The sequence below is a fragment of the Tenacibaculum sp. 190524A02b genome, assembly GCF_964036645.1.
Taxonomy (GTDB): domain Bacteria; phylum Bacteroidota; class Bacteroidia; order Flavobacteriales; family Flavobacteriaceae; genus Polaribacter; species Polaribacter vairaonense.
In genome coordinates this window covers 3,164,220-3,182,702 of the sequence record NZ_OZ038525.1, presented here as the reverse complement: position 1 = coordinate 3,182,702, position 18,483 = coordinate 3,164,220, and the positions used below count along the sequence as shown (strand labels likewise).

16 protein-coding genes are annotated in these 18,483 nt (G+C 30.2%); 12 read left to right on the top strand and 4 right to left on the bottom strand.

What is annotated here, in order from left to right; translation table 11 throughout:
- The 6 genes from ABNT65_RS13070 (at position 1) to ABNT65_RS13045 (ending at position 9,413) form a co-directional block, all read left to right on the top strand.
- Entirely contained in the window at positions 1 to 1,764 is a 1,764-nt protein-coding gene (locus ABNT65_RS13070) for a carbamoyltransferase (RefSeq protein ID WP_348746029.1), read from the top strand.
- 30 nt (positions 1,765 to 1,794) lie between these two features.
- Positions 1,795 to 2,580 carry a class I SAM-dependent methyltransferase gene (locus ABNT65_RS13065; RefSeq protein ID WP_348703549.1) on the top strand — a complete coding sequence of 262 codons (786 nt, stop codon included), beginning with the start codon at positions 1,795 to 1,797 and terminating at the stop codon, positions 2,578 to 2,580.
- A gap of 25 nt (positions 2,581 to 2,605) precedes the next feature.
- Entirely contained in the window at positions 2,606 to 4,243 is a 1,638-nt protein-coding gene (locus tag ABNT65_RS13060; RefSeq protein WP_348703551.1) for a cyclic peptide export ABC transporter, read from the top strand.
- Positions 4,243 to 6,549, top strand: coding sequence for a penicillin acylase family protein (locus ABNT65_RS13055; RefSeq protein ID WP_348746028.1), 2,307 nt, complete (start codon positions 4,243 to 4,245; stop codon positions 6,547 to 6,549). The genes ABNT65_RS13060 and ABNT65_RS13055 overlap by 1 nt, the downstream gene beginning before the upstream one ends.
- Complete coding sequence (locus ABNT65_RS13050) at positions 6,549 to 6,920, top strand: hypothetical protein (protein ID WP_348703553.1); 372 nt, start codon at positions 6,549 to 6,551, stop codon at positions 6,918 to 6,920. Before ABNT65_RS13055 ends, ABNT65_RS13050 begins: the two co-directional genes overlap by 1 nt.
- Positions 6,921 to 7,016: 96 nt before the next feature.
- Complete coding sequence (locus ABNT65_RS13045) at positions 7,017 to 9,413, top strand: outer membrane beta-barrel protein (RefSeq protein WP_348746027.1); 2,397 nt, start codon at positions 7,017 to 7,019, stop codon at positions 9,411 to 9,413.
- A 32-nt stretch (positions 9,414 to 9,445) separates the two neighbouring features.
- On the opposite strand, the gene ABNT65_RS13040 is transcribed toward ABNT65_RS13045, so the two are convergent.
- The 3 genes from ABNT65_RS13040 to ABNT65_RS13030 all read right to left on the bottom strand — a co-directional run bounded on the left by ABNT65_RS13040 (position 9,446) and on the right by ABNT65_RS13030 (position 12,077).
- The gene (locus ABNT65_RS13040; protein ID WP_348746026.1) at positions 9,446 to 10,348 is read right to left on the bottom strand and encodes an EamA family transporter; all 903 of its coding nucleotides are present in this window, start codon (positions 10,346 to 10,348) and stop codon (positions 9,446 to 9,448) included.
- Between the two features lie 100 nt (positions 10,349 to 10,448).
- The gene (locus ABNT65_RS13035) at positions 10,449 to 11,468 is read right to left on the bottom strand and encodes a WYL domain-containing protein (RefSeq protein ID WP_348746025.1); all 1,020 of its coding nucleotides are present in this window, start codon (positions 11,466 to 11,468) and stop codon (positions 10,449 to 10,451) included.
- Positions 11,469 to 12,077: a hypothetical protein gene (locus ABNT65_RS13030; RefSeq protein ID WP_348746024.1), complete on the bottom strand. Its 609-nt coding sequence runs from the start codon at positions 12,075 to 12,077 to the stop codon at positions 11,469 to 11,471. It abuts the gene before it with no gap.
- A gap of 152 nt (positions 12,078 to 12,229) precedes the next feature.
- Between ABNT65_RS13030 and ABNT65_RS13025 the strand changes: the two genes are divergently transcribed.
- The 6 genes from ABNT65_RS13025 (at position 12,230) to ABNT65_RS13000 (ending at position 16,433) form a co-directional block, all read left to right on the top strand.
- Positions 12,230 to 13,621, top strand: coding sequence for an RtcB family protein (locus ABNT65_RS13025; protein ID WP_348746023.1), 1,392 nt, complete (start codon positions 12,230 to 12,232; stop codon positions 13,619 to 13,621).
- A 3-nt stretch (positions 13,622 to 13,624) separates the two neighbouring features.
- Positions 13,625 to 13,990: a hypothetical protein gene (locus ABNT65_RS13020; RefSeq protein WP_348746022.1), complete on the top strand. Its 366-nt coding sequence runs from the start codon at positions 13,625 to 13,627 to the stop codon at positions 13,988 to 13,990.
- A 7-nt stretch (positions 13,991 to 13,997) separates the two neighbouring features.
- Positions 13,998 to 14,633: a hypothetical protein gene (locus ABNT65_RS13015; RefSeq protein ID WP_348746021.1), complete on the top strand. Its 636-nt coding sequence runs from the start codon at positions 13,998 to 14,000 to the stop codon at positions 14,631 to 14,633.
- Between the two features lie 67 nt (positions 14,634 to 14,700).
- The gene (locus tag ABNT65_RS13010; protein WP_348703567.1) at positions 14,701 to 14,925 is read left to right on the top strand and encodes a hypothetical protein; all 225 of its coding nucleotides are present in this window, start codon (positions 14,701 to 14,703) and stop codon (positions 14,923 to 14,925) included.
- A gap of 61 nt (positions 14,926 to 14,986) precedes the next feature.
- Positions 14,987 to 15,688, top strand: a complete 702-nt coding sequence (locus ABNT65_RS13005) for a DUF434 domain-containing protein (protein ID WP_348746020.1) — start codon at positions 14,987 to 14,989, stop codon at positions 15,686 to 15,688.
- 58 nt (positions 15,689 to 15,746) lie between these two features.
- Positions 15,747 to 16,433: a hypothetical protein gene (locus ABNT65_RS13000; protein ID WP_348746019.1), complete on the top strand. Its 687-nt coding sequence runs from the start codon at positions 15,747 to 15,749 to the stop codon at positions 16,431 to 16,433.
- Between the two features lie 31 nt (positions 16,434 to 16,464).
- Here the strand turns inward: ABNT65_RS13000 and ABNT65_RS12995 are convergent, their stop codons facing one another.
- The gene (locus tag ABNT65_RS12995) at positions 16,465 to 17,931 is read right to left on the bottom strand and encodes a hypothetical protein (protein ID WP_348746018.1); all 1,467 of its coding nucleotides are present in this window, start codon (positions 17,929 to 17,931) and stop codon (positions 16,465 to 16,467) included.
- Between the last annotated feature and the right edge of the window lie 552 nt (positions 17,932 to 18,483).

The window sequence follows — 18,483 nt, the reverse complement described above, 5'->3', positions numbered from 1 at the left end:
ATGAAAACGACAAAAGCAATACTAGGGATAAATTCTGTTTACCATGAATCATCAGCATGTTTAGTAGTAAACGGTAAATTGGTTGCAGCAATTGAAGAGGAAAGATTATCAAGAATCAAACATGCTAAAGAAGCCAAGATAGATAACCCTAATGAACTTCCAATGCAGGCAATAAATGAATGTCTTAGAATAGGAAACTTAACCCTTTCGGATATAGATGAAATTGGGTTTTCTTTTGAGCCTCAGAGAAGATTAGATGAAAACTTAAAAGTAGACGATTTTTACGAAGCAGAAAACTGGGGAAGTAAGGAAGGAGAAGAATTATTTTATTTAAAATTAAAGGAAGTTCCTTATCAATTAAAAGAGTTAGGATTTAAAGGAGAGTTTGTTTACATAGAACATGCAATAGCTCACGCAGCTTCAACTTTTTATCCTTCTGGTTTTGAAGATGCAGCCATAGTTTCTATAGATGGTATTGGTGAAATTGAGTCATCTACAATAGCACATGGAAAAGGAAGTACAATCACAAAAATTCAACAAGTAGAATACCCAAACTCAATAGGGTTTCTTTGGGAAAAAATGGCAAAATTTTTAGGCTATTCTGAATATGATGCCTGTAAAGTAATGAGTATAGCATCATTTGGAGAGCCAGAGAAGTTCATGAGCGCATATGAAAAATTTATTACGCTGAATAATGATACATTCTTCAAAATTGATAAAGATATAATTAAGTTTAGAATTGAAGACTATACTGATTTAGAAGAAATTTTTGGAATTCCTAAACGATCATTTAATGATCCACTTCTAAAAGTTCATCAAGATATTGCAGCATCATTACAAGAAATTACAACAACTATTGTAATGAATATGGTACAGAAAGCTTATGAAAAAACACAATCAAAAAAACTGTGTTTAGCAGGTGGAGTAGCGCTTAATTGTGTAACTAATAGAATCATTTTTGAAAATAGTAAATTTGAAGATATATATATTCAACCAGCAGCAAACGATGCAGGAACAGCACTAGGTGCAGCACTAAAATTGTATACTGAAGGACTAGAAGGTAATGAAAGAATAACGCTGAATCATACATATTTAGGGCCATCTTTTAATAATAATGATATACAGGCTGCTATAGAAGCTAAAGGGTTAGTATATAGAGAACATGAAAATATTGAAGAAATCGTAGCAGAATTATTAACAGAAGGAAAAGTAATAGGATGGTTTCAAGGGGCTATGGAGTTTGGACCAAGAGCATTAGGAAATAGAAGTTTATTAGCTGATCCTAGAGACCCAGGAATGGTAAAAAAATTAAACTCAGTAGTAAAGCACCGTGAAGACCATAGACCTTTCTGTCCTAGTGTTTTAGCAGAAGATGCAGCTGAATGGTTTAATATAGGAAAGGAAGCAACAGCAGCAGATTATATGTTAATGGCTTATCCAGTAAATAAAAACAAAAAAGAAAATATTCCTGCGGTAGTTCACGTTGATGGAACATCAAGAATTCAAAAAGTACAAAAAAGTACTAATCCTAAATACCATAAGTTAATCACAAAGTTTAAAGAATTAACAGGAGTTCCTTTGTTATTAAATACTTCATTCAATGATAGAGAGCCTATTGTATGTACTCCAGAAAACGCAATTAACACTTTTTTAAAGACAAAAATAGATGTTTTAGTTTTAGGAAATAACCTTATGTTAAAAGAAGAAAATGTACATTTAAAATCAGCTGAACAAAAACTATCTTTACAAGGCTTAGAAGCATAATGCTTTTAATGAATATTAAATTTTTTTTTAATGAATGATATAAATTATATAGAAGCAAATAAAATTGCTTGGTCAGAAGTCAACACCCTTCATCAAGAGTTTAAAGAAAAATACAAAGAAAAATTTATTCAAGATAAAGACTTTGTGGCTATTGATGAAAAGTTACTTCAAACAATGAATCGTTTGAACTTTGCCAATAAAAGTATTTTACACGTTTGTTGTAACGATGGAGAAGAGTTAATATCGTTAAAGAAGAAAGGAGCAGGGAAATGTGTAGGGGTAGACCTTTCTATAGACGCCATTACTTCAGCTATAGAATTAAATGAAAAATTACAATTAGACTGTAAATTTCATACTGAAAATGTTTATAATATTGAAAATCATATTTCTGAAACATTTGATTTTGTATTAATAACAGTTGGCGCTTTGGTATGGTTACCAGATTTAGATAAGCTTTTTAGCACACTGTCTAATTTCATGCATGCTGGATCACAATTAGTTATTCAAGAGCAACACCCTTTTAGCTGGATAATTGATGAAGAAATGAAACTTTCTAAAACAGATTTGTACTTTAAAAAAGGGCCATATAAAGAAAAAGGAGGATTAGATTATTTAGGTAATAAAGAGTATGAGGGTAGTGATAACTATACATTTAATTATACATTAGGAGAGCTGTTTAATTTACAAATTAAACATGGCTTAAATATTCAATCATTTGAAGAATTTCCTTTTGATATATCAAACCTAAAATCTGATATAGAAAAAGAAGATGCAGCCTTTCCATTATCTTACATCTGTATTTCTAAAAAGCAATAGTTTTACATTTAACCTTATTTAATAGATGAAGTTTATAAGCAGGAGTATACTAATTGTATATCTCTTTATCGCGTTGTTTTCCGGATTTTCTGGATTTATGTTTATTACGTTAGTCAATGAAGTAATAAGCACAATTATTAATTCTAAACTGCCCAGTGAACATAATTATTTGTTATTATTTGCAACTGTTATAACGGTGTTTTTTATCTCTAGAAGACTACTTTCAGAAGGAATTATTGAAATTTCTCAAAAAATATTTTGGGACATAAGAGCCTATGTAGTTAAAGCAATTATTAAAGCACCTTATCCTAAAGTGAAACAAACTAAAGATGAATTATATTCAGCATTGACAGTTGATGTTAATAATATTACAAATGCCTCTTTAGTAATTATTAGTTTTACTTCTGCTATAATATTAGTATTAGCCTCATTTATTTATTTAGTGTATTTATCTGTTCCTTTATTTATAGTTAGTTTGCTAATTATTTTAACAGGCACTTTAGCTTATTTATATAGTTCTCGCAAAGGAAATAAAAACTTTATGGAGGTAAGAGCTATTGAACAAAAATTCATGCACTATTTTAATGGAGTATTGAATGGTAATAAAGAAATAAAAGTAAATCAAGAAAAAGGGAAAGAAATATATAATAAGAAAGTTTCTTTGTTATTAATAGAAGGGAAAGAAAAAAACACACTTGCTTATATAGGGTATTTAAATAGTCAATTAATTAGTCAAATGTTATTTTATATTATTATAACATTTATTCTATTATATGCAGGTATGTATTTTAAGGTTTCTATAGAAACCTCAATTAGCTTTGTTTTTGCATTATTATTTTTATTAAACCCAATAGTAACTATAATGCTAGCTATTCCACCTTTAAATCAAGGAATTGTTTCTTATAATAAGTTAAAATATTTAAAAGAAGAATTAGCAGATAATGGAGATGACACCTTTTTTTATCAAGATTCATTACATGATAATTTTGTGAAAAAATTTGAAAAACTAACGTTCAAGGATTATAGTTTTGAATATGAAGAAAACTCGTTTCAAATTGGACCTGTTAACCTATCCGTGCATGCTAATGAAATTATATTTATTCATGGAGGAAATGGAGCAGGAAAAACCACTTTTATTAATTTATTACTAAATATATACGCTCCTAAACAAGGAGAAGTCTATTTTAATGATAAGCTATTTGAAACCCCTGAAAAAATTAACCAATTATTTGCCCCAGTATTTAATGATTTTTACCTCTTTGATGATTTTTATGGAATTAAAAATATAGATAATCAGAAATTGAATTCATTATTATTATTGTTTGAAATAGCGGATAAAGTAAAAATCGAAAACGGATATTTTTCTACTACAGATCTTTCAACAGGACAAAGAAAACGATTAGCATTAATCACAGCTATTCTTGAAGACCGTCCCATTTTAGTTTTAGATGAATGGGCTGCTGATCAAGATCCTTATTTTAGAAAAAAATTCTATTCAGAAATTATACACAAAATAGTAAAAGAAGAAAATAAAACAATAATTGCCATTACTCATGACGATAGCTATTACCATGAAGCTAATAGACTTTTTAAAATGAATTATGGAAAATTGGAAGAAATAAAAAATAATATTACACCAACCAAAGAGACCTTAACTATATAATGAAAATCAGTAAACTTTCAATAGTCTTATTAATATCCTTATTATGGATATTTATTACAAATTATAAATTTTTTCCAATAAATAATATTGGTAGTCTATTAACGTATAAAACAGGTCTTTTAGGAATAAAAAAAACAAATAAAATTTACCCAAAACTTAATAAAGGAAAAGAGTTAGTAATTAAAATAGACACATTAGGAATTCCATATATCTATGCTAGTAAAGATTCTAATTTGGCTTATGGTCTTGGGTATATGCATGCTAAAGACCGCTATTTTCAAATGGAGCTCATGTCTAAAATGGTGAAAGGAGAATTATCATCAATGTTGGGAGGGAGAGTAATTCAGTCAGATAAGTTTTGGAAACCCTATGAGTTTCATAGAAAAGCAAAGGAAATATTAGAAGAATATAAAGCAAATTCTCATGAACTTTACGCTTATTTAGTAAATTATAGTGATGGTATTAACGCATTTTTAGAAGAAAATAAAGTAAACGATCCGTTATACACTATATTTAATTTAAAACCTCAAAATTGGAAACCAGAATATTGCATTTTAACAGCGTGGTATATGAGTTGGAATTTAGCTTATTTTGATTACCATGCAGAGCGTCAGGAATTATTAGATAAACTACCCCAAAAGCTACTGAATAAACTATATCCTCAAAAATTTGAAGCATTAAAAACAATCTTACCTTCAGTAATAACTACTCAAACTCCTATTGATTCATCAGTAATAGAAAATATTACTTTAAATAACAGAAAAGTTATCTTATCTAAATTTAATACAGATATAGGAAGTAACAATTGGGCAATAAATAGTAAAAAAACAAACAAAGCAAGCTCACTAATTGTTAATGATCCACATTTGTTTTTAACCTTACCAGGAGCTTTTTATGAAACAAGTTTAATAGGAAACACCATTAAAGTTTATGGATATAGTATTCCAGGAGTTCCTTTAGTAGTTAGTGGTCATAATACCAACATTTCTTGGGGTATTACTAATGGAGAGTGGGATTTAATGGATAGTTATTTATTAAAAACAAAAAAGGATAGCCTATATTTATTTCAAGGAAATTGGATTCCATTTCAAGAAAAAGAATACAGTATCAATATAAGAGGTAAAGGAGAAAAAAAATTCAAGGTTAAACGTACTGTTCATGGAATAGTTAATAAAGAAGACAGTACTTATTATGCTCAAAAATGGCATCCTTCTGAAAAGAACTATTCTATGAAAGCATTGTTTAATATAATGAAAACAGATTCGTATAATGGGTTTAAAAACGCATTAAAAGAATATGATTACCCACCTCAAAACTTTATTTATGCAGATGTCAATGATACCATAGGAATTGTTTGTGCAGGAAAGCTGCCAAAAAGACCCCAAGGTTTTAATGGAGGACTGCTAGATGGTACAAAAAAGCCTTTGAAAAGTGAGTTTATAGCTACGCAATGGGAAACTAGTAATCCAGAACAGAACTATCTTTTTTCAGCAAATCAATTACCTGCTCAAAACAAGCATTATTTTGGAGCTCATTGGCATAAAGATGATTATAGAGTTAACCGTATTGATAAGTTGTTAAAAGAGAAAGATGATTGGAGTGTTCCAGCAATAAAGTCAATGCAATTAGATGAGGTAGATCTTTCATTTTTTCACTTAAAAAAAGTGTTTAAAAATAATAGTATAACTAAAAAATATAATAATCTCACAGAGTTGTTTTCCAACTGGGATGGAAACATGAAAAATAACTCTGAAAAAGCCTTTATATATGAAACATTAAGAAAAAATGTAGAAGAGGAAGCAAAACGTTTTGCAAATGAAGAGTTAAAAGTACAGCAAGTACCTTCTATGAAATCATTCTTGAATTATTTAAATAGCGAGGTTTCTTCCAGTAAACTATACAGTACAAAAGAAATCATTATTAATAATATTCTAAAAAAAACAGACTCTATTTTAAGTGTTGAAAATCAGTTAGTAAAAAGGGAGTATAGCCAAATTAGCACTATAAATATTTACAACATTTCTTTTTTACCAGGTTTTGGAAATAAAATAGTAAATGCAGGAGGAAATAAAAACACCATTAACTTAAATGCTTCTGTTCACCCAGTTTTTAGATCTATTTATGAAATGGAAAAAGGAAATATTAAAGGTTATACAATCATGGCTGGAGGTCAAAGTGGAAAAATTAACTCAAATAATTATTCAGATCAGATTGACTATTGGAAAAAAGGACGTTATAAGAAAACACAGTTTGCAGAAAATCCAGAAGACTTAAAAAATATTATCAATACTATAAATTTCAAGTAATGAAACGTATTAAAAACACATTACCATTTATACTAGCATTAGTGCCACAACTTCTATTTGAAAAATATATCTATGTATTAATCATTACAATTATAATAGGCTTTATTGGAGCTTGGATTCAAGAAGACAAGAAAATTTTTTCAAAGATGTTAATTATCCAACTTATATTTTTCTCAATAATATTTTATTTTACAAAGGATAATATTTCTTATCTAAATAATGTTGCTGAAAACTTAAAGCTTCCTGCTTTCCTAATAACAATTATATTTATTTTATTCAATACTTTAAATATTTCAATTCTATTTTTATTTGGTTACAGATTTCAAAAATTAGTTTTTAACAACACACCCTCTAAAAGCTACATAAATTAATTTTTAGATACAAATAATAAAATTCTCTAAAAAAGTAATCAAAACAGCCTAATTGAAAGAGATCATATAAGGCGTAAAAATTTAATTTTTTTAAAAGTGAAGAAACTAATAGTAGTATTGTTATTATTATCAATAACAGTTGTAGCGCAAAAAATTGAAGTAAAAGGACAAATAAAAGACCATCAAAACCTAGAAGTGCCTTTTGCCAGTATAGTATTTAAGAGTGTTACAAATAGCTCAAAAATATATGGAACTATAGGAGAAGAAAATGGAAGTTTTACTATTGAAGTACCTAGAGATGCTTATATACTCGAAATTTCCGTTGTTGGCATTGAACCAAAGTTTATCAAAGCAGATTTTACCAATGAAGAATCAGCTTTAGATATGGGAGTGATAAAAGTGATTACAGAAGTGTCTTTAGATGAAGTAGTAATTAAAGGAAACAAAACAGCATATAAAGTTGGTTTAGATAAAAAAACATACAATGTAGCACAAGATATTGTTGCCAAGGGAGGTACATTAACAGATGTAATGCAAAACCTTCCGTCTGTTCAGGTAGAATCTGATGGGAATGTGAGTATAAGAGGAGACCAAAATGTAAGAATCTTAATAGACGGGAAACCCAGTGGACTAGCTAGTTCAGCAGAACTATTTGCAACAATTCCATCTAGTTCAATTGAAAAAGTAGAGGTAATAACCAATCCATCTTCAAAATATGCCGCGCAAGGTACTGCTGGTATTATTAACGTAGTTTTGAAAAAAGGACAAAAAAAGAGACTTAACAGTAGTATAGAAGTGTTTACAGGATATAGACTTACAGCAGGAGTTAACGCTAACATTGCTCAAAGTGGAGAAACTGGTTCATGGTATGCTAATGCAGGAATAGGGTATTCAGAACCCAAAGCAGTTAATGATATATACTTACAAAATTTGAATGCAACTTCAGAGACAAGTAGCCAAAAATCAGACAGAATTAGAAATCAATATTATTATTTAATAAATATAGGAGGAACTAAAGATTTTAATCAAAATAGTTTGTCAGGTAGTCTTACATATAGAGGTGCACAATCAGATAATTTTAATACCATCTTTTATAAAGATTTAGATAAGGGAGTACTTGTAAATAGTTCAAATCGTGATGAAAAAGAAGAAGAAACCAATAACTTTATCAATGGAAATCTATCGTTTGAACATAAATTTAAAAAAGAAGGGCATCGATTAAATATTAATGTGAGTGGAGAATATACCAAGGGTAATGATGCAGCTGTAATAAGTACATTAAAATCATTTCCAGTAGTACAAAATCTAAATAAAGATGTAACAACTAATAAAGAAGAGCTAGATAGGTATGTGTTGTCAGCAGATTATGTACTGCCAATGAAAAATAATTATACACTTGAACTGGGGTATCGAAGTGATTTATCATCTATACAAAATAGTTTTTCTGTAAAGAGACAATTAAATGGAGTGTCTTTTATTATACCAAGATTTACAGACCATACTATTTATAAAGAAAAAGTGCATGCTTTTTATGGGCAACTTTCAAAAGAATTTAAAAAATTATCTGTAAAATTTGGATTAAGGACAGAAGTATCTGCTATTAATATAAGTTCTGAAACTAATAATTTTAATAATAGTAAAAATTATACCAACTGGTTTCCATCAACATTTGTTAATTATACGTTTAATGAAAGAAACAAACTTCAATTTTCAGCATCTAGAAGAATAAATCGCCCAGGAAGTTGGATGATTGTACCTTTCTCTACATTTACTGATGAACGAAATATCTTTGTAGGAAATTCAGATATTAACCCATCTTATATTGTAGCTACAGAATTAAGTTATACAACTAAAGTTTCCAACAAATTAAGTTTTTATCCAACTCTATATTATAGAAAAACAACTGATGAAATGGAGTTTTTTGTAGAAAAACAACAGATAACCATAGGGAATGAAATGAAAGATGTTTTTACCTCTACCATAGCAAATATTGGAAACTATACAGCATATGGTACAGAGTTAGGTGTTTCATACAAACCATTTAATTGGTATACGATGTATGGAGAAATTGTTTTAAATGGTTTTAAACAAAGAGGATCATATAAAGGAGCAAGTTTTAATGGAGATGGTTTAATGATTTCTGGAAGATATAACCTAACCTTTACCTTTTTTAAATCTATGAAATTTCAAATACAAAATTTTTACAGAGGTCCAATAGAAACAGGTCAATACAGACGAAAAGGGTTTTATGGAATGAATATAGGAATTAGCAATAACCTATTTAACGGCAACGGTTCCGTTACATTTAACGTTAGGGATGTTTTTAACTCTAATAAGCGCATAGTAACAACTTTTGGTAAAGATTTTACGCGTGATTTAGAATTGCAATACAGAGTACGCCAAATAAGTTTATCCTTGACATACAGATTTAATCAAAAGAAACATAAAGGGAAACAAGGAAACCAGTACGATGATTTTGATATTGTAAATTAAAGATAGCAATAATCCATTATTAAAACCTTAAATTACTTTGAATACAATATCAAAGCAACACCAATTAAAATACCAATAAGCGGGACTAACTTTTTTCGCTTGTTTTTTTCCTTAAAAATAATACCACCAATAAGAACAGCAATTAATATTTGACTCCTTTTAATGGCAGAAAGTAACATAATTAAAGCTTCAGGATCAGAAAGCGCTTTAAAATAAAAATAATCTGCAGTTTGTAGTAAAATCCCTACCGCAGGAATGCTCCATCGCCATTTAAAAGCAGCTCTTTTTTCAGCATTAGGAAACCAAGTAATCCCTAAAATAATTAAAAGAATAATTACCACATACCAGCAAAACCAAAACTGTAATGTTTGCGGAGCTAAAGCAATATGTTGAATTAAAAATTTATCATATAAACCACTTGAAGCACCTAAAAAAGTAGCTCCTATAATGGCAAAAATCCATTTATTACGTTTAAAGTTAATACCCTCTTTCTTACCAACACGAGAATATAGAAGTACCGAAAAAATGATTAAGAAAAAACCAATCCATTGTAAAAAATTAGGTTGCTCATTATAAATTAAAATAGCCCCTATAAAAGTAAAAAAAGGGCCAGCCGAACGTATAGGCGTAACTATGGTAATGGGTAAATGTTTTAAGGCTTGATAAGCTAATACCCAAGAACCTGCCATAATCATAGACTTAATAGCAATAAAAAAGTGTGTTTTCCAGGGAATAACTGTAATATACAATCCAATACTTTGCACACTTTCTGGATCAAGCCTAGATAATAAATACAAAGGTAAAAGCATAAGTAAACCAGCACTGGTAGTACCCAATAATACAGGAAAAACCTCATTACCTTGCAAAGCATGTTTTTTACATAAATTATGCAATCCTAAAAATAAAGCCGCTAAAAGTCCTAAATACATCCACATGGGCGCAAATATACTTTTATACCATCTTAGTTAATGTAAAAAAATGAAAAAGAAAACAAGAATTTATAGTTGACGTCATAGAGGGTAAGCTCAAGGTGGTTTACTGTTCACTATCAGTATTAGAACTATAATTATGAATAGCCATATGTAATTTACGTTGAATTTGTTTTCTAAGACGTGCTGGTTTTAATATTTCAATAGCATCGCCATACCCTAAAATCAAACGTTCCAGTTCAAAATTCATCTTTACAAAAATGTTAAAAATTACACCGTCATCAGTATGTTTTATCAATCGTTGTGACCTGTGAAAAGGTTTCGTAATTACATACGGAGCATGTTTTTTTTCAATCCAAAACTGAATTCTTTCTGGGCGAGTGTTCGGTACTGTAGCGCCAACTACATCCTTATAAAACACATCTCCATCAATATTATAATCCATGTATACTACATCCTCGGCTATTTCAATATGCAACATTCTATCCAAAGCCAGTGTGATGTCTTTTCCTTTAACAAAAGCCAGTAAAAACCATCGATTGTTGTATTCTTTTATCAACTGCGGATGAATCACCATGTCGGAAGCATTCTTTGCCTTAAACGATTGATAGGTTATTTTTAAAACTTTTTTCTTTTGAATGGCATTGTACAAGGCATCTATATGATGCAAACCTTTTAAGCGCTCATTTTTATCTAAATGAATAATGGCTCTATTGTCTTTTTTAGAAGAGTACACTGAATCTTCTAAACGCTGTAACACACCATCCATTTCTTTAAAAAGTGAAAAATCTTTAAACTGGCGTAATACCTCAATCGCTTCGTTCATAACCTTTACATCGGCATCCGTTACGGGAATGTTTTTAATACTATAATCTTCTTCTGAATATTTATAGTACTTCCTGTTATAAACTTCAATAGGCGCATTGTATCCTAATTTATCGCTACGCATGTGTTGAATGTCTAGCTGAACCGTACGTTTGCTTACATACACATCTTTACCTTCATATTCATACAAAGCATCAGAACAGGCCTCAATTAAATCATCCAAAGTCCATTTGCGCATGGTATTGCGTAAACATTGGTCAATTGTCTTATAACGAATGAGTGCGTTTTTGTTAGAAGCCATTTATAAAGTGTTTAATTCAGTTGTTAAATTTTCCCTAGCCTGTACTTCGTATAAATTTCTAAACCTGTCCGTAGCATAAATAGATGATTTGTTTAAAAAATGGGCAAGCACTTTTTTTCTACCACTTTTATAAAGTAAAGAAGGAACTAGTTTATACTCTTTCCTAATCAATTGTGTGTAGTGTTGATATGTTTTTTCTGATTGACCCAAAATAGCCAAATCAAAATCCACTAAATATTTAGTATCATTATCAGTAGCATGGTGTGTTTTGGTCGCTATAATTTGCTGCGCAACACTATTTACAAAAGGTAGATTTAGCTTGGTCAATTCAGTAGTAGCTAACTCGGCACTCTTTTCCTCATTATCCTTTTTCCAGATGTTATAAATTACATCATGATAAAATATAGAAAAAGCAACTATATCTGGATGTTCTAATGAGTTTTGATGCACATCAAAATATTTAAACAATTCTTCTAAATGCTTAAAATTATGGTAAGCTCTATGAGGTTCCGTATATTTTTTAAGGAGTACATTCCATAACTCTTCCGTTAAGCTTGCTGTATTGGAGTAGCTAGTAATAAGATTTTTAAAACGATTTTCTAAATTCATGCGAAAAATTTTGATAAAAATAGAAAATAAATTCTGCAACGCAAAAAGATTGCGCAGCACCGTGTAATATTTGCAACGTGATTAAGAAAAAAACGTCGTCCAAGTGGGAAAGATGTTATGAAAAAAGTATAATAATTTAAAAAGTAAGAGAAATGAAAATTAACGGAAAAATGCTAATCGAAATGGGGTTTAAATCAGGAAAATGGTTTCCAGAAGCAATGGAGTATATCAATTCTAGAGATTTAACCAAAGAAGAAATAGTGGAATACTTGGCGCAGTATAAACCAGCGCCAGAAGTTTCATTATTAGAAAAACCAGCAGACTTTAAGATTAACATTAAAGCAGAAAACGAATTAGAGAAAGATAATGTAACTAAGGTGGTAACTTCTATGGAAGTGTTAATGAAAACACCAACCTTAGTTAACGGAGCTATTATGCCAGATGCCTGTCCAACTGGACCAGCAGGAACCATTCCTGTAGGAGGTATAGCAGTGGCCAAAAATGCCATTCATCCAGGAATGCATAGTGCGGATATTTGTTGTTCTGTAATGTTAACAGACTTTGGAAAAGCAAATCCAAAGGAAGTATTAGATGCTGCACATAGTATAACCCATTTTGGTCCAGGAGGAAGAGATAGATATACGCAATTTAAATTTCCTATGGATTTGTTAGCAGAAATAGAAGCCAATCCATATTTAAACAATCAAAAAGCCGTTGGAGTAGCACGTTCTCACTTAGGAACACAAGGAGATGGAAATCACTTTTTGTTTGTAGGAACTTCTAAAAAAACAGGAAATACTATGTTAGTTACCCATCATGGAAGTAGAGGATTTGGTGCTAACTTATATGATAAAGGAATGCAAATGGCAGAACGTTTTAGAAAAGAATTATCTCCAGAAACCTTAAAGCAGAATGCTTGGATTCCTTTTGATACGGAAGAAGGACAAAACTATTGGGAAGCTTTACAGATTATAAGAAAGTGGACAAAGAAAAACCATGAGGTTTTACATGATGCTACTTTAGAAAAGTTAGGAATAGAGAAAGAAAATAGATTTTGGAATGAGCATAATTTTGTGTTTAAAGACGGAGATTTGTTTTACCATGCCAAAGGTGCAACACCATTAGATCCTAAGTTTATGCCAGATATTACTGGACCACGTTTAATTCCGTTAAATATGAGTGAACCTGTGTTAATAGTAGAAGGAAAAACAACTGAAAATAATTTAGGGTTTGCCCCACATGGAGCAGGAAGAAATATAAGTAGAACACAACATAGAAAAAGTAAAACAGGGACTTTTGAAGAAATCTTTGCAGCAGAAACGGAAGGATTAGATGTACGTTTCTTCTCTAATGAAATTGATATTACGGAGTTACCATCGGCATATAAAAATGCTGAAACAGTAAGAAGCCAAATGTCTGAATACGGTTTGGGAGAAGTAATTGACGAAGTAATGCCTTATGGTTGTATTATGGCAGGAGACTGGCAAAAGAATGCACCGTGGAGACGTAAGAGAAGACAAAAAAGAAAGAATAAAAATGAATAGACTATGGAATTGTATTGTAAAAAATGTAATGAGTTATTAGTAGAGGGATTAAATGAAGCTAAAAATAGGGAAGTTATTTATGCAGATGAGTGTGATTTAATTCCTGAAGGAAAATATATAGTGAATAAAGATGTCTGGAACTTTGAAGATTTAGAGATAGATTATTTAATAAATAGTAACAGTATGAAATTGAAAGATCATCATAAAAGTGTAAGGCTTCAAGGCTGTTGTGGATCTTCTGGTTTAGATGGTTTAAATCAACTTTGTCCTAAATGTAATTATGAAGTAGGAGTTTTAGTAGCTGATTGCTGGACACCGAGATTTATAGGAATAGATATGAGTAAGGTTTCTTTAAAACCATTATGGTAATTAAGATATGAAAAGGCTAGAACAAGAGTTAAAACAAAAAGCATTTGAGCTTCTAATAGATAAAATTGATGTAGATGCTTTTGAAAAGTACCTATATCAGTTAGTAGAAAAAAATGAGATAAATAGTGAATCGTTGTTGTTTGATTTGGTAGATATTAATTATAAAAAATCAAATTATAAGAAATACTTACTTAACTTAATTAAAGATAAAAGTGGAGAGGATGAACTTTTATGTTACGAAATATATGCTCTGTGTTTAAGTTTATCAACTTCTATTAATGATAAAGAAACTTTAAATTTAATAGATAATTTGTCTAAACTAAATATAAAAACAGATTATGTCTATGATATTTTAATGGAATTTTATATGTTGAATGATCGTATGGAATCAGAATGGTACTATTATAATCATTTAACGGATGAAGAAGCAATAACTAGAGCAAAAGACTTTTCAAAAAAAGTAATATTGAAGTTCAATTTATATAAGAGAACTGAAGATTGGAATGATTTTTTAAATTGTGTAATAAAAAAAGAAAAAAGGGAAATTAAAATTGAAAAACCTATTGTTGTTACAAAAAAACAAGATAAAAGTTTATTAAGTAAGGTATTAGGTTTTTTGAAAGGAATAATAGGAATTAGATAAAATATAAAGTAAATGCAAATCAAAAAAGGAACGCTGTATTAAGTTTTTAATAATAACTTAATACAAAATGAAATCGTACAGTAATAAGAAGTATTACAATTTCAAAAAGTCTCATAAGAGAAAGAAACGTACAAAATCAGCAAAAATTTATTGGAAAAGTAATACTTGGGAGTATAGAAGATTTTTAAGACAACAATACAGAACAAAATGTAAAATAGTTTTAAAAGAACAGCTAAAAGGAAAAGAAATAGAGTTTCCACTATATAGAAAAACATTATGGTGGGAATACTAAATTTAGTTATCATCTCATGGGTAAAGTAAATTTTACCTGTGAGATTTTAAAAATCAACAACATGCCTAAAAACAGAGGAAAAGAAGGAAAAGACGAGAAACTATTCGGACAAGACTTTATGCAGCGAAAAATAAAAGAAGCCGTGTATGATATGTCTTTCCTATTAGAAAGAGGCTACGGAGAATTCTCTTCCTGTGAATTAGTAGGAAACAGGTATAAGCTCAATAAACGCCAACAACAAGCCATTAAAGGGATGGCAGCAGGAGTAACGGCAGTAAAAAATAGAACCGAAAAAAAGTTGACCCAAGAACAATTAGCAAACAAAGAAGTAATCATTGACGGATTCAATCAAATAATTCTTTTAGAAAGCATGTTGTCAGAAGCCTATTTATTCCAAGGAAAAGACGGAGCCTATCGTGATTTATCCTCATTACACGGAACTTATAAAAGCGTCAATCAAACCGAAGAAGCCCTACAAATGATAGGAGCATTTTTGCAAGAACAAAAAGTAAGCAAAGTAACATGGATATTTGACAAGCCTGTTTCTAATAGTGGACGCATGAAAACCAAATTAGGAGCTTATGCCGCAGAACAAGGCTACCATTGGGAAATACAATTAGAAAATAATCCAGATAAAATAATAGCCAAGAGCCAATCAATAGCCATAACATCAGACGCATGGATTCTAGACCGAGTAAACCACTGGTTTAATTTAGTAGAAGCGTTGTTACCTAAAAACTACCCCTGTTTAATTACTAGGTAATGCTAGAGAAACCAAGGGGATTCATCTCCTTGAATTGAGTAACAAAAAATAGAATAAAATGCAAAAAGAAAAAATATACCATCAGTTATTACAAATACAAGAACACTGCCAACAACAAAAAAAGGAACATTTTATTCTAAAATGTACAACAGAACATTTACAAGAATTTGCCAATAACATAGCAACTTATTGGGTAAATCCAGAGTACCTTACTAAGTTCACTCAACCTACATTTGAAGAAGAAGTAATACTAGACAGAAAACAGATTTACGACTCCTATTCCTTTTTTAAAAAAGAGAATCCCTTTGTTGAGGTGGCAAACAATTTTCAAAAAACAAGTATTGAAAACTTTCTTATGGTATTAGGACAACGACTCACTCCAGCTACAATAAGAAACGAAAAAGGACTACCACCAGTAAATGAAACTGTTTGCAAAGCAAGTTTTACAGCCTATAATACGCATGTAACCAAAGCAGTAAGAGCCTTTGAAAAACATGCAGAGCGAAGCACCAATAGCTTTTGGGGACAAGTAAAAGGATCACCCCAACAAAAAGAAAACCATGTAAGGCAGTTAGTAACTCAAATACTAACTCATAAAACATGGTGGAATGTATTTTATCATTACAAGCACGAACTCATTTACGAAGTACGCATTGCTTCAGGACACGGGGCAAGATGGAAAAAGAATAATCTTGAATTTATAGGTTTTGTTGAGCCTTTTGTAGATTATGAAAATAATTCCTAAATATTGTAAGTATGCATATTACTCAAAAGGTTTACCCTAACTTTTCTTCTATTTCCTGTTCAGATCGTAACGGAGGGTACAATGAAGTAGATAAATAATTATTTAATTTTTTATCGTAAAATTTAAAAAGCTTTTTATTCTCAACCTCCGAAGCTAAGAGGTACATATAATTATATAATATGTATATATATGGGTTGTCTTTTTTAAGACTTTTTACTTCATTGTGGTTGCTAATGAGAAAGTTATTAATTTCATAATGGTCTTCATTCTCATGAACTAAAGCACTGTTTAATAAATAGTTCAATAACTTTTCCTTTTTAGAATGCTCTTTAGTAAAATTATGTACCGTTTCATCATCACCATACCATTTTGGTAAAATAACACTCTGATAAGATAGGTGAGGAGCAATATAGGTAGGGTTATTTAAAGTACATTCATTAAAATATTTTAAACAAGTATCTGGATCTCCAATGCCTTTATAGGTTTTAATCAATAAATTTAAAGCTAGAGGTTTCAAATGCCCTTGTACCTGTTGTAACTTACTAGGTATTTTGTTTATAGCCTCTTTAAAAGCAATAAAATTACTTTCATCAGTCTCGTTAGCAAATTTATACCCTCTTTTCTCCCAAGCCTCATGCAATAATCTACTGGCATTTGTAATTTTAAATAAATTAGAGTCTCTACCATTGTTACGCCACTTTTCAAATTTAGAGTCACTTACCATCAAACTTAAAGCTTCAATAGCTTGTGTTTTTTCATCCAAACTCAACGTTTGCAATAGAGTATCCGCTTTTTCATAATTTCCATTTTCTACAGCAGTAAGTACCTTCTTAATTTTCTTAAATCCAAAGGTGTAGTCAATGCCTGTATATCTATCAAATAGTTTGTTAAGAAGACTAAAAGGAATAAAAGACAGTAGAATAAGAATGAATACTATGAAAGATAGTACCACAAATACTATTTGAAAAGCACCAAATTTAGTAGGAGAAGAAGTTTGTATAACAGGAATATTTTTAGAAAGTGCATATCCATTTTGGGTAAAGTGATTTTTCTCAGCTTCAGAAAGGCTACTTTCTAATTTTTCAAACGAGTTTTTACCATTATTTAGTTCATTTCTTATAAGGTCAATACTGTAAGCATCAATCTTTCTTGTTTTATAATCTTTAACAAAAGCTATTACTTGTGTACTATTTTTCTCTTTTACCAATGGAAGGATAAAATGACTATGCTTATTTTTTTTACGAATCTTATGTACAGCCAAAGGAACTTTGGTATCAATATAATAGTTATTAAGTTTAAAATAGTCAGGTAAACTAGTGTCATCTGTAAGAGAGTTTAAAGAAACAGTTTGTATAACTTTATTCTGTTTATTAAACTGATAATCATTGTAAAACTTAACCAATAAGAAAGGAAGAACAACAAAAGCAAGGATTCTTTTAATTAAAGATATTTTCTTGATAAAAGAGATACTGCCGAAAAGAAAAGATTTCAAATTCATTTTAATTATTTTTTAGGCTAAAATAAGTTTAATCTTTGAGTATTCAGTAAAGTATATCCTGTTTTTATAAAAGGCAATAATTTTTTAAACTATTCTTAATAATAAATATTATAAAAATGTATTGATATGTAGGTGCTTATGAGTTTTTTTAATTGCTTCAAAAAACAAAAACAGAAGCTTCCCCGAAGTTCGCTGACACCTCTGTTGAGAGAACAGAACGTTCCCCGAAGTTCGGGGAAGCTTTTTTTACAGCGCAGAACCATCTCCGAAGCTCGGGGAAGCCTCTGCAAAGTTGCAGAACCATTTCCGAAGCTCGCTGACACCTCTGTTATACCAACAAAGGCAGTTCCGAGCGTCGGGGATAAAACTACAAAAAAATCGCCTTCAAAAAAGGATGGTAAACTACCTGGTAGTGAGTTTGTTAGGTGTTTAATAGGATGGTAGGTTTAATTTCGAGGCAAGCCTTCGGAGTATTATACCCTTTGGCGGTGCCAATAAATGTTAAAAATTTAATAAAGAGTAAAATAGGTATTGTTCGGTAGGTTTTAATTG

What these genes read in the sequence shown, in the direction of transcription:
- ABNT65_RS13070 (WP_348746029.1), top strand. Translation starts at nt 1, where the DNA reads ATGAAAACGACAAAAGCAATACTAGGGATAAATTCTGTTTACCATGAA.
- ABNT65_RS13065 (WP_348703549.1), top strand. Translation starts at nt 1,795, where the DNA reads ATGAATGATATAAATTATATAGAAGCAAATAAAATTGCTTGGTCAGAA.
- ABNT65_RS13060 (WP_348703551.1), top strand. Translation starts at nt 2,606, where the DNA reads ATGAAGTTTATAAGCAGGAGTATACTAATTGTATATCTCTTTATCGCG.
- ABNT65_RS13055 (WP_348746028.1), top strand. Translation starts at nt 4,243, where the DNA reads ATGAAAATCAGTAAACTTTCAATAGTCTTATTAATATCCTTATTATGG.
- ABNT65_RS13050 (WP_348703553.1), top strand. Translation starts at nt 6,549, where the DNA reads ATGAAACGTATTAAAAACACATTACCATTTATACTAGCATTAGTGCCA.
- ABNT65_RS13040 (WP_348746026.1), bottom strand. Translation starts at nt 10,348, where the DNA reads ATGTGGATGTATTTAGGACTTTTAGCGGCTTTATTTTTAGGATTGCAT.
- ABNT65_RS13035 (WP_348746025.1), bottom strand. Translation starts at nt 11,468, where the DNA reads ATGGCTTCTAACAAAAACGCACTCATTCGTTATAAGACAATTGACCAA.
- ABNT65_RS13030 (WP_348746024.1), bottom strand. Translation starts at nt 12,077, where the DNA reads ATGAATTTAGAAAATCGTTTTAAAAATCTTATTACTAGCTACTCCAAT.
- ABNT65_RS13025 (WP_348746023.1), top strand. Translation starts at nt 12,230, where the DNA reads ATGAAAATTAACGGAAAAATGCTAATCGAAATGGGGTTTAAATCAGGA.
- ABNT65_RS13020 (WP_348746022.1), top strand. Translation starts at nt 13,625, where the DNA reads ATGGAATTGTATTGTAAAAAATGTAATGAGTTATTAGTAGAGGGATTA.
- ABNT65_RS13015 (WP_348746021.1), top strand. Translation starts at nt 13,998, where the DNA reads ATGAAAAGGCTAGAACAAGAGTTAAAACAAAAAGCATTTGAGCTTCTA.
- ABNT65_RS13010 (WP_348703567.1), top strand. Translation starts at nt 14,701, where the DNA reads ATGAAATCGTACAGTAATAAGAAGTATTACAATTTCAAAAAGTCTCAT.
- ABNT65_RS13005 (WP_348746020.1), top strand. Translation starts at nt 14,987, where the DNA reads ATGCCTAAAAACAGAGGAAAAGAAGGAAAAGACGAGAAACTATTCGGA.
- ABNT65_RS13000 (WP_348746019.1), top strand. Translation starts at nt 15,747, where the DNA reads ATGCAAAAAGAAAAAATATACCATCAGTTATTACAAATACAAGAACAC.
- ABNT65_RS12995 (WP_348746018.1), bottom strand. Translation starts at nt 17,931, where the DNA reads ATGAATTTGAAATCTTTTCTTTTCGGCAGTATCTCTTTTATCAAGAAA.